The sequence below is a fragment of the Bradyrhizobium sp. UFLA05-153 genome, assembly GCF_054185185.1.
In genome coordinates this window covers 1-22,749 of the sequence record NZ_JBBIAM010000141.1, presented here as the reverse complement: position 1 = coordinate 22,749, position 22,749 = coordinate 1, and the positions used below count along the sequence as shown (strand labels likewise).

15 protein-coding genes and 2 pseudogenes are annotated in these 22,749 nt (G+C 62.2%); 14 read left to right on the top strand and 3 right to left on the bottom strand.

Annotated elements, in window-relative coordinates; genetic code table 11:
- The 4 genes and pseudogenes from Q2941_RS44155 to Q2941_RS44140 form a co-directional block, all read left to right on the top strand.
- On the top strand, positions 1 to 220 hold a 220-nt coding region (locus tag Q2941_RS44155; RefSeq protein WP_458196470.1), incomplete at its 5' end, for an N-formylglutamate amidohydrolase.
- 552 nt (positions 221 to 772) lie between these two features.
- Positions 773 to 1,555 carry a histidinol-phosphatase gene (hisN, locus tag Q2941_RS44150; protein ID WP_027522269.1) on the top strand — a complete coding sequence of 261 codons (783 nt, stop codon included), beginning with the start codon at positions 773 to 775 and terminating at the stop codon, positions 1,553 to 1,555.
- Positions 1,556 to 1,576: 21 nt separating this feature from the next.
- Positions 1,577 to 2,137 (top strand): annotated as a pseudogene (locus Q2941_RS44145) (Bug family tripartite tricarboxylate transporter substrate binding protein); the annotation flags it as partial.
- 332 nt (positions 2,138 to 2,469) lie between these two features.
- Positions 2,470 to 2,625, top strand: a complete 156-nt coding sequence (locus tag Q2941_RS44140) for a hypothetical protein (RefSeq protein ID WP_458196469.1) — start codon at positions 2,470 to 2,472, stop codon at positions 2,623 to 2,625.
- Between the two features lie 65 nt (positions 2,626 to 2,690).
- On the opposite strand, the gene Q2941_RS44135 is transcribed toward Q2941_RS44140, so the two are convergent.
- Positions 2,691 to 3,140: a phage terminase small subunit P27 family gene (locus tag Q2941_RS44135; RefSeq protein ID WP_458196468.1), complete on the bottom strand. Its 450-nt coding sequence runs from the start codon at positions 3,138 to 3,140 to the stop codon at positions 2,691 to 2,693.
- Between Q2941_RS44135 and Q2941_RS44130 the strand changes: the two genes are divergently transcribed.
- Positions 3,111 to 4,361: a recombinase family protein gene (locus tag Q2941_RS44130; RefSeq protein WP_458196467.1), complete on the top strand. Its 1,251-nt coding sequence runs from the start codon at positions 3,111 to 3,113 to the stop codon at positions 4,359 to 4,361. The two genes, Q2941_RS44135 and Q2941_RS44130, sit on opposite strands and share 30 nt — an antisense overlap.
- A 345-nt stretch (positions 4,362 to 4,706) precedes the next feature.
- Here Q2941_RS44130 and Q2941_RS44125 read toward each other — a convergent pair whose 3' ends face one another.
- On the bottom strand, positions 4,707 to 5,411 hold the full coding sequence (locus Q2941_RS44125; RefSeq protein ID WP_458196472.1) for a 5-methylcytosine restriction system specificity protein McrC: 705 nt from the start codon (positions 5,409 to 5,411) through the stop codon (positions 4,707 to 4,709).
- A gap of 622 nt (positions 5,412 to 6,033) precedes the next feature.
- On the opposite strand from Q2941_RS44125, the gene Q2941_RS44120 reads away from it, so the two are divergent.
- From Q2941_RS44120 to Q2941_RS44080, 9 genes and pseudogenes are all read left to right on the top strand, one after another.
- Positions 6,034 to 6,159, top strand: coding sequence for a DUF3551 domain-containing protein (locus Q2941_RS44120; RefSeq protein WP_458196466.1), 126 nt, complete (start codon positions 6,034 to 6,036; stop codon positions 6,157 to 6,159).
- A gap of 1,040 nt (positions 6,160 to 7,199) precedes the next feature.
- Positions 7,200 to 7,541 carry a DUF2958 domain-containing protein gene (locus Q2941_RS44115; RefSeq protein WP_458196465.1) on the top strand — a complete coding sequence of 114 codons (342 nt, stop codon included), beginning with the start codon at positions 7,200 to 7,202 and terminating at the stop codon, positions 7,539 to 7,541.
- A 219-nt stretch (positions 7,542 to 7,760) separates the two neighbouring features.
- Positions 7,761 to 8,774: a hypothetical protein gene (locus Q2941_RS44110; protein WP_458196464.1), complete on the top strand. Its 1,014-nt coding sequence runs from the start codon at positions 7,761 to 7,763 to the stop codon at positions 8,772 to 8,774.
- Between the two features lie 455 nt (positions 8,775 to 9,229).
- Positions 9,230 to 10,498, top strand: coding sequence for an IS256 family transposase (locus tag Q2941_RS44105; RefSeq protein WP_458196463.1), 1,269 nt, complete (start codon positions 9,230 to 9,232; stop codon positions 10,496 to 10,498).
- A 65-nt stretch (positions 10,499 to 10,563) separates the two neighbouring features.
- Positions 10,564 to 10,704 (top strand): annotated as a pseudogene (locus Q2941_RS44100) (transposase); the annotation flags it as partial.
- Complete coding sequence (locus Q2941_RS44095; protein ID WP_458196462.1) at positions 10,701 to 10,901, top strand: hypothetical protein; 201 nt, start codon at positions 10,701 to 10,703, stop codon at positions 10,899 to 10,901. The pseudogene Q2941_RS44100 and the gene Q2941_RS44095, both read left to right, overlap by 4 nt.
- Positions 10,902 to 11,704: 803 nt before the next feature.
- Positions 11,705 to 16,120 (top strand): hypothetical protein, encoded by a 4,416-nt coding sequence (locus Q2941_RS44090; RefSeq protein ID WP_458196461.1) that lies wholly within the window; start codon positions 11,705 to 11,707, stop codon positions 16,118 to 16,120.
- Positions 16,117 to 19,278 carry a hypothetical protein gene (locus tag Q2941_RS44085; protein ID WP_458196460.1) on the top strand — a complete coding sequence of 1,054 codons (3,162 nt, stop codon included), beginning with the start codon at positions 16,117 to 16,119 and terminating at the stop codon, positions 19,276 to 19,278. The genes Q2941_RS44090 and Q2941_RS44085 overlap by 4 nt, the downstream gene beginning before the upstream one ends.
- Positions 19,275 to 21,620, top strand: coding sequence for a hypothetical protein (locus tag Q2941_RS44080; RefSeq protein ID WP_458196459.1), 2,346 nt, complete (start codon positions 19,275 to 19,277; stop codon positions 21,618 to 21,620). Before Q2941_RS44085 ends, Q2941_RS44080 begins: the two co-directional genes overlap by 4 nt.
- Positions 21,621 to 22,064: 444 nt before the next feature.
- Here Q2941_RS44080 and Q2941_RS44075 read toward each other — a convergent pair whose 3' ends face one another.
- Positions 22,065 to 22,343 (bottom strand): ATP-dependent DNA ligase, encoded by a 279-nt coding sequence (locus tag Q2941_RS44075; RefSeq protein WP_458196471.1) that lies wholly within the window; start codon positions 22,341 to 22,343, stop codon positions 22,065 to 22,067.
- Positions 22,344 to 22,749 lie beyond the last annotated feature (406 nt).

Genomic DNA, 22,749 nt, shown 5'->3' with positions numbered 1-22,749 from the left:
CTATGCCGGCGGCTTCATCACCGAGCACTACGGCAATCCGGCGAGCGGCCTGCATGCGGTGCAGCTCGAGCTCAACCGCGCGATCTATATGGACGAGCGCCGGCGCGAGCGCGGCCCGCGCTTCGACCAGGTCGCGGCAGATTTCGCTATACTGTCGGACGTGCTCGCCACGACCATTCCGTTCGGCGATCTCGGCCCGTTCCAGGCTGCGGCCGAATAAGCGGCAATATTTTTCGCGCCTATCGCAGGTCGCGACGGCGGCCACATCAACACGCGATCCGATTTTCGCTTCGCGTTCATGCGCGCATCGAAACGAAAGTGATGGACGCAGAATGCGGGCAAGAAAAAAGGGCCGCTTGTTATGAGCAAGCGGCCCAAGTCTAGGGAGGAAACGCCCAAGGAGGGCAGCGGTAACGCGAGGCGCTACCGCACCGCAACAATATGCGACTGCGCTGCACAAAGTGCAAGGGCTTTTGAGCCGTTTCCCATGCAAAAAACACAGGGCTCCAATGTCTCCGCAGAAACCCGGATTCAGTTTCTTTGATAAGGAATTTCAATGGGTTGATTATCGTTTGCATACCAACGAGGCAGGCCCGGAACTAAGCTCTCAAGCCCATGATCGATATTTGGCCAGCGGATGGCTCGACAGGGCGACCGGGCGACTGCATCCAAAATACCAGGGTGCAATTCAAGACAGCGCTGCCCGAGCCTCTCGATTTGAGCTAGGCAATAGCCAGCATTCGTTTGGCTTTCGGGTTCAAGGGACAGGCCTGTGACGGTGATCGATTTCTCAGCCTTCATCGGACGGCTTGCCACCGCCTCCGGCGAAACCATTTTGCCGTTCTTCCGCACCTCCCTGTCCATTGACGACAAGAGCAAGACCAAGGATTTCGATCCCGTCACCGAGGCCGACCGCGCCGCGGAGGCGGTGATGCGGCGGCTGATCAAGGCCAATTTCCCCCAGCACGGCATCGTCGGCGAGGAATTCGGCAATGAGCGTGAGGACGCCGACTACGTCTGGGTGCTCGACCCGATCGACGGCACGAAATCCTTCATTGGCGGCTTTCCGATCTGGGGCACGCTGATCGCACTCTTGTACAGGGGCGCGCCGGTGTTCGGCATGATGCACCAACCCTTCATCGGCGAGCGGTTTTCCGGCGACAACGGCTCGGCCAATTATAAAGGTCCCTCCGGCGAGCGCCGCCTGCAGGTCCGCCGCTGCGCCTCGCTTGCAGAGGCTACGACCTACACCACGAGCCCGCTTCTGATGAACGAGCGCGACCGCGCCACCTTCGGCCGCATCGAAAAGGGCGCGCGGCTATCGCGCTATGGCGGCGACTGCTACTCCTATTGCATGCTGGCCGCCGGCCACGTCGACCTCGTGGTCGAGACCGAACTGAAGCCTTACGACATCGCTGCGCTGATCCCGATCGTCACCGGCGCCGGCGGCATCGTCACCACCTGGGAAGGCAAGCCGGCGCAAGGCGGCGGCCGTATCATCGCCGCCGGTGATCCCCGCGTGCACGAAGAAGCGCTAAAACTCCTCAACCAATAGCAAAGCGAGCGGAGGGCTTGCATGACCGTCTCACGCAGGCTTCTCTCTCAATTGCTATTGGGATTGCTGCTGCTCCTGCCGTCGCTGGCGATGGCCGAGGATTTCCCCTCCAAGCCGATCAAGCTGATCGTTCCGTTCCCGGCCGGCGGCCCCAACGACATCATCGCCCGCGTGATCGGCCAGCGCATGTCTGAAATCTGTGGCCAACCGGTCGTGATCGATAATCGCGGCGGCCAGGGCGGCGTACTCGGCACCGACGCCGCCGCAAAGGCCGCTCCCGACGGCTACACCATCGCGATCTCCAGCGCGGGCGCGCTCGCGATCAGCCCGAGCATGGAGAAGGTCGCCTATGACACGCTCGCCGACCTGACGCCGGTCACGCTGGTCGCAACCGTGCCGGAGATGCTGGTCGTCGCCACCAACGTGCCGGCGCAGAACAGGAGTGAGCTGGTCGCGCTCGCGAAGGCTCAAGCGGGCAAGCTCAACTTCGCCTCCTCTGGGCCCGGCAGCCTGCCGCATCTTGCCGGCGAATTGTTCAAGCTGACGGCGAAAATCGACATCGTCCACGTGCCCTATCGCGGCGAGTGTTGATTCATTGAAATCAATGACTTATATGGAAAATGTCCGCCGGGTGTCAGGTATCGAATTCGGTGGCGGTCAAGGCAGGTCGAGGGTCGAGGCGGGCGGATTTGCGGCGCAGATTCGCAGCGCGGGCCGCTGATGCGTTCATTTCAGACCAGGACGAAACGCACAGAGGCCCGCCGAAACTCCTGGGAAGGCCGTACAACGGCGGAATTTTTTACCTAGCCGACCAGCGGGCACTCCGAAATAACGAATCAGCGGGCTTCCTATTGAGTCGCTTGAGTCGCCTAATTCGTTTTTCGCTGCATCATGGGCAACTCGGCTAAGTTTCCGTGCGCTTTCAGGTCCGCGATGTGCTCGGAGAGGCTATTGAGCTCGGCTTCCGCGCGCTATGGCGCGCACCGCATCGGCGGCGCTATCGACGCGACCTGAAAGCGTCCGAACTCGCGCGCGACGCGTTGCTCCCATCCATGATCACCTCGCTCTGATCAAACTGGGTTCGCGCGGGCCTCGAAGGAAAACAATGGCGGCTCGCCGAGACCGACGCTTCACTTCAGCAACTCATCGAACTTGCTCGGCGGAGGCGGCGGGGTTTTAGCCGTAACCGCGCGTTGGGCGATAAGCCGAACTCAGCGCCAATCCGCCGCATGTCATCCATGGCCTGCGAAGCGATCCGCACCAGCGGATTGACTCGGGGATGGACTTCGGCGGTCTTGATCGTCAGCTCGCCCGAGCGCTGCAACGCCTCTTCGGCCTGTTGCCAGCGCGCGTAGGCACAGCAGTAGGCGCTGAACGGACCGACGTCGAGAACAGTGAGCAGGTTGAGACGATGGAGCTCGGGCGCGAGGCGGAGCCACGCCTCTCGCGCCTGGCCCGTCAGGTACTCCGGAGCCTCCGGGCATTTCTCGGTGCGTGCAGGCTCGGGCGGTGACCGCGCCGGTCGCTTGCCGGGGTTGCCCTTGAGCAGGCGTAGATGTGGATGTTCAGGCGGCGGACCGGACATGAGAGCCTCCTTTCCGGACTCACAACGCAGCAATTTACCACGGTTTTACTCGGGTTGGGCCGAGGTCCGCTTCCCAACACTTTGCCAACACAACACTGGACAGGTTGTTCGCCTCGCCGAAACCGTGGCCCTCTTCCCCTCGGCTACGAGACTGAGGGGCGGCAAGAGGAGGACGCCGAACGGGTGCAGCTGTTCTTCCGCAGATATCTGGAGGTGACGGGCATCAACCAGCTGGTCCGCGACCTCAATGCCAAATACATCTGCACCAAGGCGAGGACGCTCAGCACGACGGGCAAGCGTCGCGGCGGCATTCCGTTCGGCAGGGGCACCCTCTCCCACCTCCTCCGCAACCGCTTCTTTATTGGTGAGCTCAGATACAAAGGCGAAGTCCTGCCGGGGGAGCAGCCGGCGATCATGGACAAGAGCCTGTTCGAGGCTGTCCAACAAAAACTGTCAGCGCAACGCTCTCACAGCACCCTGACCAGGCAGAAGTCCGAGCACCTCCTGAAGGATCTCCTGTTCGACGAGGCTGGCCATCGCATGGTCGCAATCCATGCCACCAAGGCCGGGGTGCGCTACCGCTACTATGTTTCGCAACCCGGTCTGCATGGCGCGGCACGAACGGCGGAGCTGGGATCGATCGTCCGGGTTCCTGCGCGCGGCATCGAGCAGGCGATCATCTCCGCCCTTCAAAGGTATCTCGCCGACAACAAGCTCCTCAATGACGACGCGTCGATCAGGCTTGATCGCGCGGCACTGGCTGCACTCCTTTCCCGCATCGAGGTCCGGAGGAACCAACTCGTCATCTCCCTAAGGCCGACCAAAGACAGCACCGAGCCAGAGGCCTTCTCGATTCCCTGGCAGAAGCCGTCTTCAACGCGATTGCGGAAACTCCTTGTGCCGCACGGGACGCCCCGCGCGAACGTTCGCCCTGAGCGCGCCGATCGACGCGCGCGTCTCGTCTGCGCCATCGCGCGCGGACGCCGTTGGCTCGACGACATCATCGCGGGCTCAGTCTCCAGCCCGCAGCAATTGGCACAACGCGAGCAGTGCACGGTCCGCCAGGTCAATTTGGCGCTCTCACTCGCCTTCCTTGCGCCTCAACTGGTCAAGGCTGCGGTCGAAGGGCGGCTGCCGCGCGGCATCAACATCGAACGCCTCCGCGACCCCCACGCCGCATGGAGCCGGCAGTTCCAGGAACTCGGCCTCGATCCGGATTAGTCAAAAGCTCGGCCTGCGAAAGCGAGATCAAAGGTCGGCGGTTCGAGTCGGGGGAGCGCTACCTACGTTCTGAAATAGCTTGTCTTTTTCGCCTGCGCCAAGCGCAATCTACGGTCCTAGCTACGGTGCTCCGAAGTGCCAGCTTCCCGATCGTAGTTTGCAGCAACTCACACAGCGCGCCGGCCTCGCCATTTTGATACTGTCGTTGAAGGTCCACGCGAATACGCTGAAGTTTACAAGGCCGAAATGACTTGTTGGCTTGTTGACATCCCGCGTGCTCCTGCCGGGCTGGTGTCATTGCTTGCAGCCACGCACACGCCGCAAAGAAAACGATGCCGATAAATTTCATCGGCGAATGGTGCTACTCGTCACAGGAAAACAAAACGACCTCGTACACGCTACCGAGCTGGACCCAGGATGGTCACTGCACCAAAATTCGCTCGATCGAAACATGGGGTTTCTACGGCGAAGGTCGGCACTGCGAGCCGGTGGATATGCGGCCCTTCGTCCGCAATTGACCGATGCGAACCAAAGCTGCCGCGAGGGCGTCGACGCAACCCGCCAAGGATTCTTTGGCCCCAAACGGCGCGCTACCTGTCCTTCAGGGTCGCCAGGGTAGATCAGAAAGCCGTCCAGTCGCGAGGCGGGATCACCAAAGCCAGCTAGATAAGCGGTGAGTTGGTAAAGATCGTCGGTGACTACGCCAATACGGTTGAGAGCGTGGGCCCGCGTCGTCTTGTATTCGGCATCGGCAATGGCGCGGCAACGCCCCTCATGATCGAATATAAGAACGTCCGGGCGTAACGAACCGAGTTCGTCACCATCTGCAATCAGAAGTGACCGGATGTGTTCGGTGGCACGGCCCCTATGGACAACCCGCAACCCAGGAAGACTAACTTGCAAGAGCTTGGCGACGTATAATTCCCAAATCTCGGCCATGTCGAGCAACACCCCGAACGCCTTGCCGTCGCCCGCGGATGACGCCATTCGCGGACGCCGCGCGAGGATAGAGAGCGACAGCTCGATTGCGGGTCTGTAGTTTTCAGTTATCGGCAGTATCGCACGATGTGATTCTCGATCGTTGTTATGCCCACGCGCGGACCAAGGGCTGCTTGGAGGTCTTCGACTATGGTTCTGCCGCGCTCGGGCAACCAGTAATTTTTCTCGCCACGGGAGCCGAGAGCGGCGCGCAAGCGTTCGAACGCGCCTAGCAGAATGCGACCAATGACTGGATCGATGACGCGTGTACGCGTAACACTCGCGAGACGGTCGTCTCCAACTGCGCGCATCAGAGCGGTTTCACGCGGCAAGAGCCTACCGCGCAGGGCGGGGCCGAAATGGACCGTTTCGACCCGTCGGAACGGCAGTCCATGCTTCGCGGCAGCGAGGAGCCGACCAGCCCAAAGGTGAGCGATTACAAGCCAAAGCCAAATGCGCTGCTGCTCATATCGGCCTTTTGAATCTACCAGCCGGACTCCCCAGATGGCGGTAAGCCATTTCATCAGAGCCGGCATACCGAACCGGGGTTCGAGGCGCAGGGTCCGCCCTTCGAACTGGGCTTCGCCGATGTATCGCCCCGCCCACCAAGTGCCGGTCGCGGCGTCGAAGGAGGCTATAGGCTCCTCATCGAGCTCCTTGGCATGATGACCGAGATGGAGAAGCATACACGACAATGGCTCAGTGCAAAGCGTCAGCGTCAGGTCGCGCGGCCCAATGTTTTGCCAATCCATATTTCGCGGGTGCGCCTGACAAGATGCTGGGTGGCCCCCGGCGAAGGCCGCAACGCCTTGGGCGTTAGACTGCCTTTTTCACGATTTGGAACCCCTTGGCCTGCGGTTAGCCGTTTATTCAGGCCTCAAAGGGTGGCGGTGCGGAGTTGCGCGAAGCGCAATCTGCCATCCGCCGAACACAAGCCATCTATCAGAGCTTCACGACAGGTGCGCCACTCTTGGCTACCACCGCTAACGTCGAGAACCTCAACTATCTGCAATGCAGTTGGTCTCTCAACAAGGTCTTTTCGAATCGGCGTGAGTTTGCTTTTGCACGTCACGTATTTCGAAAGACTCCGCAGTATCGCTCGGCAGTTAGCACATCGCTTTTCGAGCGAGGCCGCATCGGCGAAGAGGCAGAAGCTTAAGCGGAAACATTTCCGGTTTCGATTTTTTATTTTTCAGATTCGAGGACTTCGCGGCCTGAAAGAACGAATGCCGGAAGGGCATCACGCTTTCGGGCGCCCCAACTGACCCGCAACGGCAGTGCTGCCGGCGCTCGCTATTCGATCGTTTGAGCCATCCGTCACCAAGGTTCCACTTCTTCATGGCAACTCGAGCACACGTGGTTCGCCGAGTGACGGAATGGCTAGCTGGGCGCGGGAGAGATCGAACTTCCCTTCCACTCTTGGCAAGCGGGTTCGATTTGAAGCTTCGTCGCTGCTCGGAGAGAAACTCCAACTGGCCGAACAACAGGGCGGCCAAGGCCGCGTCCCGCTAGTCAAAATCGATTCCGTACCGGACCAGCAAAGTACAGAGGTTCGGAGCAAGATGGAAACCGTGTCCCATTCCAGCCCTTTACGCTGGAAGCCTTCATCGATGCTCTTGCGGAGGCAGGCGCCGAAGGTTTTGCCCGCGACTTGTGGGGACGCTACGCCGATTTCGAACGCGTCTATCACCTCTGCTTGGGCGAATACCTCGAAAAGCCCTCAAGTCACGCCGTCATAGCACCGCTCGCCCCGCCTCCGGCAACAGGCACCGAGGCGTCACTTCGAGGAGCCACAAGGACGAGGGCGGCTAAGCGCACGACGGGATGCAAGCTGCAGAATGTCCAGGGAGGAATGTCCCAATGAAAGACGACACTCTCTTGACGACCGCCGACCGCGTCGAACTTCTGGTGAACGGGCTTAATTCGGGCATCGACCACCGGCCCGTGGTAAAGCTATTCATGCCCGACGGCGCCGCGACCTGGCTTCTCGCCGAATGCGACCCGGATGAACCGGATCGCCTTTTCGGACTATGCGACCTGGGCCTCGGCTGTCCCGAGCTTGGCTATGTCAGTCTCACTGAAATCATGGAAATTAGCAATCGTCTCGGGCTTCCCGTCGAGCGAGACCTTCATTTCGTCGCGGACAAGCCACTCTCGGCTTATGCCGATGAAGCGCGTGCAAATGGCCGCATCATCGCCTGACAAGGAGCAATGCACTCACCGATGCAACGAGAAACAACTCACCGATATGCCGCCATGTGCGCTCATTGCTCGATTTCAAATCCTTGGCAATTGATCCGCCGAATCATCTGAGCGACGCTGATTGGGCAATGTTGAACGGTTGAAGCGCGGCGAACAAGCCGGTTCATCTCTTAATGCTAGTGTATGTTTAGGAATTGGCACGCAACAACAAAAGAAGAAATGGACTGGTTCACCCGCATCACCGGCTTCAAAGAAAGCACGTTCGCCTCGACCCGCGCGCAGTTTGAGGTGCACGGCAGTACCCTTCGCTCTAAGGCCAACGGCCGCAGCTATGGAATCGGCGAGTTCGAGTTGGCATCACTCAACGACTTGCGCGCCCGAGTGGCCGGTGGCACCGGCGCCGAGGGCCGAGCTTGCGTGCAAATCGTCACCGGCGACGTACGGAAGATGCACCAGATGCGGGAGTACGCAGGCGCGCTGTTTCAGGTTGCTAGCCAGTTCAATGCTCTGGAGATGGTTGGCCCCGGCATAACACCCGAGGATGGCGTGACACGTTACGAGCACGACTACACGCAGGGACCTGCATGCGCGATGGCCGCGGGCGCGGCGACGATCTTCCGCAACTACTTTGTACCCGTGGGGGACCAGATCGGTCAAACGGCGGGGCGCCAGCTTGACGGCCTCGCAGACATTGGCGCCGAATTGAGCGCCAGGCTTGACCGTCCCGTCGCGGAATTGTGGGAGTGGCGCAACGGCTATGCTCTCGGGAAGCGCCAAGGTCTGGATCTGATTGCGGACCATCTGCACACTATGGGCCCCGAGCAGGCTGACGTGCTGGCCGGCAAGCTGCGCATCGGCATCCATCGCGACGTGGAGGTGACTGATGTCCCAGACGCCCCGAGGCCTGTAGTGAGCCAAGCCTTCTGCTCAGCGTTGCCCGTGGCCTATGGTCTCGTGCCGCAGAAGCACTGGGCAGCATTCGCGCAACTGGTGCTCGATGCCGCCTATGAGGCAACGATGCTTGAGGCAGTCATCAATGCGCGGCGCCGCGCGGCGTCTATTGTGCTGCTCACGTCCCTCGGCGGCGGGGCGTTCGGCAACGCGCCCGAGTGGATTCACGCTGCCATCAAGCGCGCCGTGACGAAGATGCAGGGCTTCGACCTGGATGTACGGCTCGTGAGCTATGGACAGCCATCGGTGCAGGCACGCGAGTTGGTGAAGGAGCTGGCTTAGAATTGCAGTGCATTTGTCTGGGATCTTCTCGATCGAATGGCGGAGAGGGAGGGGACATAACCGCATATCGTCCTAGTCCGCACATCTTCGCCGAAATTCGAGAAACCTGTGCACGAGAAGCATAATACCTACGCTGGATCTCAGGCCCGTTCATCCTAGTTCGCGTGCGATCAATGCACAGATATGGGCTGGAGTATGGGCGGAAACGCTAAAGGGAGGTTGGCGGTAGTGAACTGGACCCCGTTTTGACCGGACACCGGTCTTAGCCGGAGGAGCTAGGCATAGTCCTAGGCATACGCCTATGTCCGAGACGTTTTCGAAGGTGGAAGTCATCACCGGCGTTGCCCGCCGGCGGCGGGAGCTATGCGTGAATCTGGGTGACGACGTTCGATTGAAGGCGGCGTATCGAGGCGGGTGTCGAGCCTGCCAGAACCTCCCGAAAGGAGCGATACGCCATGTCGAGAAATAGCACCGTCATCCCGTTCCGTCAGCCCGAAGCGATCGACGATCCCCTGACTGAAGTCGCACGTGAAGGCGCCCGGAGAATGTTGGCGCAGGTACTGATTGTCGAAGCCGATGCCTTCGTCGCCCAATGGAAGGACTTGAAGTTGCCGGACGGCCGCGACCGCGTGGTGCGGCACGGCCATGGCCCGCAACGCGCCATCCAGACCGGGGTTGGGCCTATCGAGATCCGGCGCGCCAAGGTACGCGACCGGGCTGACGTGGCCGCGGAGGAGAAAATCCGTTTCACCTCATCGATCCTGCCGAAGTGGGCGCGGCGGACCAAAAGCCTCGATGCGCTGTTGCCTATCCTCTATCTGCGCGGGGTGTCGACCGGCGATTTCCAGGAGGCTCTCGCCGCGCTGCTGGGCAAGGATGCACCCAACCTGTCTCCCGCCGTGATCGCGCGGCTGACGGCGGAGTGGCAGACCGAATACGACGCCTGGCAAAAGCGCGATCTCTCGGCCCGGCGTTATGTGTACGTGTGGGCGGACGGCGTTTACCTGCAGGCGCGAATGGAAGAGAGCGCCGAATGCATGCTTGCGCTGATTGGAGCCACCCCTGAGGGCAAGAAGGAACTCGTCGGCTTCCAGACCGGGGTGCGGGAGAGCGCGCAGAGCTGGCGCGAACTCCTCATCGACATCAGGCGGCGTGGTCTTGAGATCGCACCCGACCTCGCGATCGGCGACGGCGCGCTCGGCTTCTGGAAGGCGATCGAGGAGGTCTTTCCCGGCACCAGGCACCAACGCTGTTGGGTTCACAAGACCGCCAACGTGCTGAACAAGGTTGCCCTCTCGGTCCAGGTCAATATGAAGGCAGACCTTCGAGAGATTTATGGAGCGTCGACCCGCGCGGCCGCCGAGGTCGCTATCGACGTGTTCGCCGACAAATACGGCACCAAATACGAGAAGGCGGTCGCATGCCTGACTAAGGACCGAGACGCTCTGCTCGCCTTCTTCGACTTTCCCGCCGAGCACTGGGATCATCTACGCACGTCAAACCCGATCGAGAGCGTGTTCGCCACGGTCCGCCATCGAACGGTGCGAACGAAGGGATCCCTGTCTGCGACAACCGCCAAGCTCATGGTGTTCAAGCTCATCACCGCTGCGGCAAAAACCTGGCGGCGATTGAAGGGAGAAAACCAGTTGCCGAAAGTCGTCCAAGGAGTCAGATTCCAAAACGGCATCGAGGTCATTGAAATGCCGGCTCACCACGCCGCCTGATCGACCTCGTCACCCAATCTCCTGCTTAGCTCCGGCGGCGGTTTACGACGGCGCAGAAGCTCTCCGTCGTCAACGAGATGCTGCAACCGGGCATGTCGATCAGCTATGTTGCCCGTCGCCACGGGCTCTCCCCGTGCCTGGTCTTTCGATGGAGACGGTTGATGAGTGAAGGGGCCAAGGAAGCGGTGCGGGCGGATGAGATGTGATCGCCGCATCCGAGGTTCGCCGGCTGGAGGAACCGGTTCGGGAATCCGAGCGTGTCATCGTGCTGTGCGTCGGCGAGAAGTCGCAGATCCCGACGCTGGACCGCAGCCAACCCATGGTCCCATGCGACCTTGCCAGGCGGCGCACCGCAGTCATGACTGGCGTCACCTCGCTGTTTGCCGCCTCGACATCAAAATAGGCCGGGTCATCGGCAAGCGGTATGGCCCGCAAATTTCTCGATGAGATCGAAGCCGCTGTTCCAGACGTTCTGGACGTTCATCTCGTCGTGGATCTGACGCCAACCAGTTCATCCTGGCCCAATCAGGTCGAACGTTTTTCTTTGCGCTAATCACCCAGCGATCAGACGCGGCATCTATCGCAGCGTAGCAGCGTTACGTGCCAAGATCACGTCCTTCATCGAACACCACAATACCGACACAAAACCGTTCCGATGGACCAAATCAGCCGACGACATTCTCAGCTCAGTCGAACGCTTCTGCGCTTACAACTCGCCTGACAAGGGCTAAAATACTACGATTTTGCGGTTGTTGTCTTCGCTGCGACGGCAATCGCCCCCTCGTCCTCGTCGGCTGCCGCTGCGAGCGGTGGAACGGCTGGCACCGCGAGCGGTACTCTTTGCTGAGTAGTCACCGTAAGCAGGCCATCTCGAGCATCCTTAAGCAGCGATGCAAGCTGCTGGGCGTCTCCAGCTGATTGTATAAGATACTCTGCAAGGATCTGTGAGTCCGTGCCGGAGACCCCATCAGCATGGACCAATTCAACGGGCATTGCACTTATGTATTCAACGGTGGACGGCCGATCCTTAGGTCGCCTTACTTTCCAGCGGGTGACCAGTGCCGTAGTAAGAGTAACCATGGTTGCTTCCTTTCCTGCCTTTTTGCATTTCACCGAGAGTGAGGCCGGCCAAACTGGCAAATAGGCTTGCGTAGGCAATTGCTCTGCGCTAGCCAGAGCTACCGCCCGTCCAGGGGATCTGGAAACGTGCCGCTAGGAAAGGCGCTGTATCCTCTCGCTGATTTGGTGCAGCTGGCGGATTTTCCGCTTGTCGAGCTGATCTCACCGGATGCTCTGCAGTCTGTCTTTGGACGTTTTTTTTACTCTCATGCCGTCGCAAGTACAATCGGGGACAATCTCGTTCTCGATCTAGCAATCGAGATCGAAGGCGAAATCGCGCTGTCACTACCGGGCAGTGAAGTGATTGCTATCGTACTTGCTTACGGCAGTCCTGGCTGGACCTCACAGCGCCTCCGTCTTGTTGTCGGTCCGGAATTTGAATTCTCGCTGCGCCAGATTACCCTCGGGCTGCGCGTTTCGTCGGAGGTACTGAAGGACGTTGCCACCAGTGGACCGTCCGTCATTCTGGCAACCGCGGATTTCTCATATTCCACCGCCGGCCTGCGCATCGAGAACTTGGCGGGGCCGACCCTTGCTCCGGCCTACGTCGCCGGCTCGGAAGTCATCGTATCCGCCACCGACGTGCGGCCGGTATTCTCGGAAGACGGCATCCCAGATTACCTCGACGTCCCCCCGGAGTTCCGGGGGTTGGCTCTGCGCGACGTAGCGGTGCAAATCCCGAGCCACTACCTCCAGATGAACCCCGGCACCAATCTCGAAATTCGCATCGCCGGCGCCGGCATCGGCACAACTGGCTTCACCGGCAAGACGCGCGTGGACTCTGCGGACCTCGCCGCTCCGGTCACCGGCTCGCTGTTCGGTTTCCCGTTCCGATTCAGCCTTTTTGAGCTCGACATCCGCGAGAACGCGATTCTCGCTCTCGGCCTTGAGACGGACCTGCGCTTGGAGATCTTCGAGAACGGCACCGACCAAAAATGGGTTCGGATCACTGTCGCATGGGACAGTGGGGGCACCTTCGCGGCCGCGCTCTCCGGCACGCAGCCCATGGAAGCGGGCACGAGCGCGGCCGCGCTCGTCACACTAGAATATCCGGACGTGCTCCACATCGACGTCAACTCGCTCCGTGTCATCCTCGATGATCATCTCTGGGCCGTCTATGTCGCCGGGGACCTGCAACTGCTAATTAGCGGCGCGGTGCAGTGGCCAAAAGTGGCGGTGGACGAGATAGGCGTCCGCTCGGACGGAAAGCTGCTGCTGCCGGACGGCTCCGGCATCGCCTTCGCCTCGCCGATGGTCGTCGACTGGCACTTCGTCCGGCTCTCCGCCACGAAATTCCGGCTGGGCTATGCGGACGACAGCCGTCAGCGCCTCCGACTCGGCGTGTTGGCGGAAGTTCTGCTGATGGAGGGGCTGCCGGCGGGCGTGTCCGTTGAAGGCCTCCTCGTCGAATGGCAGCCCGGTACGAACACCGCGCCTTCAGTAAGCCTTAGCGGCATCGTTGTCGAACTTGGCGTCCCAGGCTCGTTCCACGGGAAGCTCAGCGTCGCCTTCGTCGAGAGCCCCGGCAACATTGAGTTTCGCGGCCAAGGTTCGCTCGAACTGACCGCGCTCGACATGAGCATCACGATTGGCGCTGTGGTAGGCCAGCAGAGCGCACCGGCACCCGCCTTCACTTATCTCTACCTATTCGCGGACGCGAAGCTGCTGCCGACCGGCATACCGATCGGGCAGACCGGCATCTCGATCTACGGCTTCCAGGGCCTAATTGCCTACAATATGGCGCTCGAAGTGAACCTCGGGCTGCCGGAGGACGAGCGCTTCTACGAGTTGTTCAGCCGCGCCCCGCCGCCGCCGGGCATTACCGACATCTCCAAGTGGGGGAAGCGCCGTGGGCACAATGCGCTCGGTGTCGGCGTCGTGCTCGGCACGGCGGACAAGGGTTTTGCACTTAATATGAAGGGCTTGCTCGTCGTCGCCTTCCCGGACATTACCATCCTACTCCAAGCGCGCGCGAACTTCATCAAGCTGAAGCCAGACCTCGGCACGGAGCAGGAGGGGACGCTCGACGCGCTCCTCGTCTACGCCAGCGGGCAGAATTCCCTCTCCCTCAGCGTGCTGGCGCACTGGTCGATCCCAGTCGTCGTAACCGTCGACGCACGCGCACACGCCTTCTTTTCGTTTAACGATCCGCGTGCCTGGTATCTCGAGATCGGCCGCGACGAGGACGGTAAGCGCTCGTCAGCGCACGTGCTCGACTGGAACGGAAGCTGGCTGTTCACCGCCGGCTTCTGGTTCCGGCTTGGCATGAACGGCGTTCTCACCGGTGTCCAGATTGAGTTTGAATTGCGCAAGGAGGCGGGTGGCTTTTTCGTCGAGGTCTATGGCTTCGCGCGCGGAGACATGGCGCTCTATTGGCAGCCGGCGCAGTTCGAGGGCGGACTGGAGCAACGCGGGCGGGTCGCGGCGGGGTTCAAGGGGGTCTCAGTCGGCATCGAGCTGGGCGGCGTTGTGCGAGCGAAGGTCAAGAACCCCTATGATCTTAGGCTCCAGGTGAAGGCCTGCGTTCGGCTCCTACGCCCCGTCTGCAAGACCTTCGAGTGGCACTGGCAGCTTTTCGATCCGCCCCAGCTGGAGAGGCCGATTCGTGGCTGGTCCGCCATTCCGCGCCAATGGACGCCGATCGATTTAAGCGGCGCGTCGCCGGCCCTCGATACCGGGACCGTCCACTTGCTGCCGGGGACGTTGGACGAGCCGACAATCCAACCGCACAGTGTCATCGCGCTCGACTTCGCGAAGCCGATGCTGGACGGCACGCAGCTCTTCAACGAAGCGGTTATACTCGACGACGGCGGCTACATCACTGTCGGGCGAGATTCCGGCTGGTCGGCTGCGTTCAGCGTCGATTCTATAGTCCTGCGACAAGTTTCCCCGAATCCCGGCAGCGTGGCGGTCTGGGGTACCTGGGCGCGCGAGACGCTTCTGCCGAACACGACGCTTCGCCTCGGCTCGTCCGAACGCTTCGGTCACCAGGGATCATCGACCGAGTCGTTTGCGGAATCGATGGATCTTGACTACTGCGATCCGCCAAAGACAACCCGACGATGCGTGTCTCTCTCTCATCTTGAACCCGGATACGGCTACCTCGACGACGGCACGCTCTACCATTTCAACGGCGACGAGGAGGAGCCGCGAGGGGATTCGCGCGGCGCGATCTTGAAGCCCGGCGAGTCGATCGAACTGATCCCACGCGGGCCGACGGGCAACGCGACCGTCGCTACGAAGCCCGCGTCGCCCCAGCCAGACGCCCCGGACAGGAGCGCCCGGCCGGACCGGCCGATCCGGCCCTCCACTCCAATCATTGTCACCAACCCCACGCGCGGGGACATCCTCGTCGGCGAGTTCTGCTACGATCAGGGCCACGGCACGCCCGTCTGGTCCGATCTCGCAGTGCGGGGTGGCACGATCACACGAAACGAGGAGTGGACTGTTCCCGCCGCGATGAAGCTGCTGCCTCCAAACGCGCGGTTCGAGTTGGAGGTACGGTATACGGCGCGGCTTCGGGCCCCGGACGGCGCGATCAGTACCCCGCTTGGCACGACGACCCCGATCACCGCCAAGTTCAGGACGACCGGTCCGCCTGGATATCGCAATGCGCTGCAGGCAATGGTGCGCAGCGTCTACCCCTTCGATGGAGCGCGTCCGGTCTATTGCGGCTACGACCTTCAGGTAACCTTCGTGGAGGATTACATCCCTTACCTGTACGCTTCGGTCGGAGCGGGGCTCGTCTTCCGGCTGTTCGACGCGCAGGGCGTCCCGGTCCTTGATGCGAGTGGCCAGCCGGCGCTTATACCGGCGACGACCGTCGGCCCGGACTTGAAGAACCGGAGCGACCAGCGCTGGGAAGACATCTACCAGCGTGAGGTCACGCGCGGATGCGTCGCTGGCCCGCCCACTCGCACCACTTCCAACAACATGCTAACGTCGAGCGCGACCGACTGGCAGCTTACGCCGAACTCGGTCTACACCGCGTGGCTAGTGAGTGATACCGCGCCGAATGCGCCGCTCCACGAGTGGACGTTCACTACCTCGCGCTTCCTCACCTTCACGGAGCTTGTCACGCGCGGGCGCGAGTTGCGTGCCTTCAGGACGACGACGCATGCTCCCACCGGCGCCAGCTTTGACTCGGCCGTCCGCTCGGCCGGGATAGCGACCGTCGCCTATGTCGATCACATGACGGTCACCGCGCTTATCAATGCCGCTGCGGACACCTGTTACGGCATCCTCTTGGAAGCGCCCGAGCCGCTGGAAGCGCCCCTGAGACTACAGGCTGCGATCCAGGGCGCAGCAGCACCGGTGCTCCTGGGCAACACCGATACGACCCGCGTCTTGGTGCTGCCGTCCGGCGACGCCTGGGGTTCCAAGCCGCGCGTCCAGCTTACCTGGAACCGAGATGTCGGCGCGGCCGCGCCCAAGCTTAGTGTTGCCGGAGTGACCACGGCTGAGATAACCGCCTTCGAGGTCGATCTGGGACAGCTTCTATGAGCGCCGCCTTCGCCCACGCAGTCGCGCCTCCTGCAACTCCTCTTGTGGACGGCCGCGATGCGCAAATCATCGCCTGCGAGCGGGATGGCTCGCCGCGCGTGATCGCCGTGCGCTGGGCGAGCACGGCGCGCTATGGTTTCCCTCGCGACGGCTACACCGTCCTGCGCGCGGAGCTCATGCCTAACGGCACGCACGGCCCACAGGTGCTGCTCGGCGTGTTCCGGTTGCCGGACACCGCCAACTGGTACGCCTTCGCCACCGACGTCTCGGCCCGGGCACCGGTGGCGGGACCATGGTTCCCAGCGATCGCTCAGTCGGACCTCGGGTTTCTGCTGCCTGTGATCCGTTTCGCGGACTTGCGTACGCCGGACACCGAGCGGCCCGTCCTCTGCGCGCGGCTCGCGCAGTGGTTCGGCAATCCACATGAGACCGATGCGGAACTCGCCTGGCAATTTTGGCGCCATGCACCGCCGCCAAGCCTTCGGCAACTACTCGCCGATCCCGCCACGGTCGATGCTATCCACCAGTTCTACTGGTCGCAGTGTGTCGGCTTTCTGCACCTCCTCGCACAACGCTTCGAATATGCGGTGCTGATTGGCCTTGCGGTCGACGACGCTAGAGCACCGCCGTCCAGTCCAGTTCGATATTTCCTACGAATCGATCCCGACCGGTACGAAGTAGTGGAGTCTCAGGAAGTCAGCCCGGGCAGGCGTTGCCGGCCCGCTGCGCCCGCATGGTGCCGCGCCGAGCGCGTGCCCGGCTCGGTGCCGCACCCCGCGTTCGCGCACTGGCCAACCTGGGCCCCTCCCGCACCTTTTGCCTCTGTCGATCCAGACGGTCAGCCGCTCCCGGCTCGTGCCTTCGTCCCGCGCTCGCCATCAGCTTATACTGCGCTCAGCTGGGATGGCCCCCCGCCCCCGGCCGCGCTCCTCACATACGATCCGGTTCTCTACCGGATCCGCCGCTTTGACCACGGCGCGTCGACCGCGGCCCAAGGAACGGCGCCCGTCCTGCCCGCTCGCACCCAGTTCCAGGAGATTGTGCCCGGCGAGTTGCTTCGCCGCGGCGATAGCGAACCGCACTTCACAGACCTGCCTGGCATGTCTTGGCCGCCGCTAGAGGGCTGGTACGATTACGAGGTTGTCGGGCTCGACCTCTTCGGCGTGCCCACGCCACCTGCACCGCGCACTGCCATCCGCCACTTCGACGATTTCGCGCCGCCGGCGCCGGGCGTTCGCGTCACCTCGGGCCACACCTCCACCTTCGCGCAAAACTCCAGCTCCAACGCCGTAGACCTCACAATCGACTGGTCCGGACCGGAGGATTTCGATGGACCTGACACCCGCGAATTCCGCGTGGCGGTCCAATATGTTCCTTTGGAGCTCACACCGGTCCGGATCGAAGCCGTAGCGGACGCCGGTCTATTCAACGTCGAGGTTTCGCTTTCCGGGTGGATCCATGCCCTCGGTTCCTGGAGCGGTGCGGTCTTTTCTGTCCCCGGCACTGACTACCCCGCGGTTTCCGCAGCAATGGCCGGCCCGCTTCTCAAGCTCACCGTACGCAAGGTCGGCGATCGACTACCGGCGGCGGGGATGGATGGATTGGTCCGCCGGGCGGGCACGCCGCTTCCGCTCACGCGGATCGCCCGCCTTCCCCGCACTCCCGCCTCCCCATGCACGGTCACGGCCGCCAACTTCACCGTCGCGGGCGGCATGCACACGCTCATAGTCCACCTCGCAAGCGCCACCGGTTCCGCGCTGCCCGCCAATCCAGCCGTGTCGCTCTACCTGCACCTGATGCGTGCCACGTTCAACGCCGGCCAAAGCGGCTCAGGACAGTGGACCCTCGCTGAACCGAAGGCCGCCTCCCCGGCCCGAGCGTTATGGGACAAGTGCGTCGCCGATCCAGGTGCCCTCGTTGGCAGCCCGGGGTTACTCTTTCCGCCACACGCAATCGCCGTCACGCTCACCCAGCCGCCGGGCTTCTTGAGCGGCACCGCCACTCTCGCCGTGACCGCAGCCGATGGGGCGGCCTACCGTAGCAGTCCCGGGCTACCCGTCGCCGATTCGGCACTGGCGAACCTCGCCGGCAACGAAGGACCTGCAAGCGAAACCATCGTTTCGATTCGCTCGCTCCAGCCCCCGCAAAAGCCGGGCGTCCTCGCCTACGATCCATTGCGCCGCCTCTGGGCCAGTTCCGCCGCCCAGTACGCCGAGTTCGCACAGTTCGATGTACGCTGGACCGCTGCATTCGGCGCTGCCCGCTACGAGGTCTGGCGCGCGCTCGATGCCGCGCTCGGTGCGATTACGGTGGACGATCTCGCCCTCCGTGCTGCCGCCGCCACCGCGCCCAACTCCGCATTCGAAATGCGCACCGACCAGGTTTTCGGGACGCACTTCGTGGACAATCTGCCCGGACGCGCACCGACCCGGGCGGTCTACCGCATTCGAAGCATCTCGGCCGCGGAAGAGCGGGGCGCTTTTTCCGACGTGATCGGCCCGGTCTATGTTCCGGACGTGCGCCCGCCCGCCCAACCCAACCTCTTGCGCGTCGTCGCAGTCAATCCGGCCGAGCAGGACAGCGCCATCTCGATCGAGTGGACCCAACCGGGCGATCAAACCGATGTGCGCTACGAGATCGACTGGCGCGAGGAACAGGACACTCGGTTCCAGAGCGCGGGAGCGGTCCGCGACGCAGCTCCGGCCGCGGACGGGCGATTCCGCTTTCTCCACAATGGCCGCGTGCCGGGCCGGCGCTACGCCTACCGCGTGCGTTCGGTGCGCGAGGCGCTGGACCCCATCGATCCGACAGCCACCGCCCGGCGGGACATTGAGAGCCTGCCCTCCCAGGTCCGGGTGGGGAGCGCCATCACCGCCCGGCGTCTCGTGCCGCCCGATACTGTGACCGCCATGGCGGACGCGGCCCAGCAATCGATCACGGTTAGCTGGACCAATCGGGACATCTACGACGCGATCGAGCTCTGGCGTCGCCCTGTGGACCGCAACGTCTTCCTGCGCATCGGCCAACCCGTGACGGGACAGCAGCAACAACTCTCGGACACGTCCGTTCAGGCGGGCATCTACGTCTATCAGCTCCGCGCGCGTCTCGGTCGCCGGAGTTCACGATCGTTCGAAAGCGAGCCGGTCCAGATGCCATGAGAGCGCAATTCCTCTACTTCCCGTTCGATTCCGTCGGCCTTGCCCGCATCGATCCCGCCATGCCGATCGAGGTGTCGGCCGGCCCTGCGGCGCAACCGGATTGGATGCGCGTCCGATTCAAGGTGACCGATCCGGCAACGCCGCTCCCCTTCCGTCCGGTCTTCTCCGGCCAGCTTATGTTCCTCCCGGACCCGCCAACTCCCACCCGAACGCTTCCGGCCATCGATTTCGCCTTCCAATGGACAGCCACCGAGTACGACAGCTGGCAGACAACCGGCCGAGTCGGCGTGACGCTCGATCCGCTCATGTTCGAGGAGCTACGGCGCCTCGTTGACATGCCTGCGCTTTTCGCCAACCGCATCTGGTTCTGGCCGGCTCGCATCCCGCAGGGTCTGCTCTACGGGCCGGCGCGCAATCCGGCGAAAACCAACCCGATGTTCAAGCACACGGATATTCGTCCGCCGCTCGGCCCGCGAATCGCCAAGAACGTGCCCGCGTGGCCGGGAGTCGCTGCCGCGTCCTTCCTTAGCGGGGACTACGCGCCCCAGCTCAAGTGGGACGCTAACAATGCGGCGCTCGACGGCTTAGCGCAGCTAAGCCTGCCAGTCTTCGATCCGCTTCCAGACGGAACGGTGGAATTCTGGATCGCGACCGCGCTGGCAAGCGAGGATGTCGGGCTGTCTGACGGCGCGCTCGGGACGGTCGAGGTCACCGGCGCACTTCTCGCTGGCACGACCTTCCAGCCCGAGAATATCCTCAATGCCTCGATCCCCGTGCGTCAGTTCCTGACGAGCGTCCGCTTGCAGATGATCGAAGCGGATGCGACCAACGCCTTGGCAGAAGCATTGCTGCCCTCGACGGCGCCGACCACGGTTCCCGTGCGGTTCTCGCTCATAGGCACGCAGGACGGCCTGCCCGGAGAAGCCGGCCGCTACCTATATGGCATGTTCGCGAATGCGAAAGTGCGCGTGCGCAATGCTGCCGGAGCAATTCTGCAGGACCGGGCGCTCCCGTTGCACGGGCAGGTGACAATCACCCTCCCGACCGCCGCAGCCGAACTCCCCGCCACGATTGAGGTCGCCAGCACGAAGCTGGAGGTGGCCAGTTCGCCCATCGGCAGTGGCAGCGGGCCCTGGACCCTGCCCACCGCCGCCGCGGACGCGGTGCGGTTCGCTCTTGGGCCGATTGGCGCACCAGAGGCTCTGGTCACACTTCTCACCTTCGATCTACAGAATTCGTTAGCGACGCGGGAAATCACGCGGAAGCGACTTGACGAGTATGACGCTCGGCTCCGGCCTACGGTCTGGCCCGCGCCCGGCATTCCAACAACGGACGGGTTCGGGAAACCCGTCCCTGCGACGCAGGTCTTCGTCGGATCACGCGAACCGTTTAACCTTCTTAACGTCTGGGAACTGCGGCAGATCTTTCGAGCGGTCAGTGGCATAACCGGCCTGCCGGCCGGCGTTACTAAATCCGTGGCACACGCTTTGATATTATGGTTCATGGAGGGCAAGCTCCTAGCGACAAGTTCCAACGTCTTCGGCCAACCCGCGATATCTCAAGCGCGCCATTTGCTCAGCTTCCTCAATAAGCCTCCGTTCAATCAGAAGCCGCCCGCGGATTACGAGAACGCGACACCCGGACAAATGGCGAGCCTGTTCCGCATGTTCGTGTTCTACCAAATGCTCGGGCTGGACGACTTCAACCACCATGCGGGCGCGCAGGACAACCTGCCCGCCTTCGATGCGGCGACCCCGATTGCTACACTCGCTGCCAATCATGATGCGGCGTTCGACACTGCGCGAGCGAGGATCGTCGCCGCTAGCCTCAACCCACCCGACAGGGCTACCGTCACCGGCGCTTTCACACTCACCAAATCGGGATCAGGAGCAACGACCGACTGGCAGTTCCGCTGCACGGCCGATTGCGTGGAGCGCCTGATCAGCCTTCAGTATTGCGAGTTCCTCCGGCGCGTACTGTTGCTGCCCGCAAACGTGATGGGCACGGCTAACGACGCGAACGGCAATCCATTCGACATCCGTCGTTACCCCGCCTTCGCCTACATGGCGTTCAATGGCGGCATCTCGGTTTCTCGCACCAATCCCGCAATCGATCCAAGGAAGCGCGTCTTCGTAGAGTGGACAAAAGCGAACGCAGAGGTAGGTACCCCGGGCTGCCCCGAGACGACTCCCGAGGGCGCGCTTCTTTGCACGAAGGTGACCTCGGAGGAGATCCAGTTCATGGCGCAAAAAAACGACCGCCGCGGTAGCGCGCGCCTGAACGGTATCCAGTTCGGCGCGCTCGCATCGTCCTACGGACGAGTGTTCCCGGCGCGTCTGTAACCTCGGCTGGAAACGCAGTGCGTCCGGTACGCCGAACTTTGACCCCTATCGGCTTCCAACCTTGACCCCACACAAGATGAGTTTTCCGGTGACGGTTCAAAATGCTTCGGCTGTGCCTGCCGGGGTCAACCTTCGGCGCCGATGGGGGTCAAAACAGCACGCCGGGTTACAACCCGGGACCGACTGCCCCGGCGAGGAGCCCATTTTGCCTCGCGCGACGGATCGTTACCGAATGGCCGGGACTACAGGCCCGGCGCGCTTGCGCGTAGAGCCCGGTCGGCGGAGACGACGCGCTGCACTTGCCAAAATGACTAGTGCAAGATCGGCTTGGCCAGAGCCTCGAACCGAGGGCGGTGGTCGAGTTATCACCTTAGAAGAACTACGCAGGTATCAGCGAGATAAAATGAAGAACGTGAAGATGCAGTGCGTCGAACTCCATGACGATCAAGAAAATCCCATCCACTGCCCATATAGAGAAAGGTTGTGTCGACGAGCCGAGGAGTTGCGGAAGCGGCAGGGGGAGGTCTCGCGCTTCGGTCGAAGCCATAGCCGTAGCCTCAACTGAGAGCTGGCTCTAAGCGGGCGGCTTATCGCCCTCTTCCTACCCCGGTTGAGATGGACCTGCACGCGGTAGCCATCGTACTTGATCTCGTGAAGCCACTGCTCGCCTTTGGGAGCCTTTGACTTCAACGTGGCAAGCTGCGGTTTAATGAACCCCGGCATCTCAATACGATTTGGCACTCGGGAAACTCACAAAAGCCCGCCGCACTTTGGGGGCAATGGCGAGCATTTTACTTACTTCCTAAGGATCTCGAACAATCAGGGGACGTGGTCGCTCCTGCCACTACCGATGCTGTAAGAGCGGCCGGAAATGCGGCGCGCCTCCGCCCGCGCCTTGACAGGTATCCATAGCAGTTATGAAATCAGCGCGTTTCACCCAAAATGCGTTAGGCCGTCGAGGGAGCGTATTTGTGCCCGGTAGCCATTTCCGTACCCCGGGCAGCGCCCTGAGCCCGGGACATGCTGCGCGTCGAGACTCATTTTGCACAACAGAGGAGAGCACGTGGTGACCGATCCGAGCGCAAGCCCAGCGGCAAACGGCGCGAATGAGACAGATAGAACTCAAGGG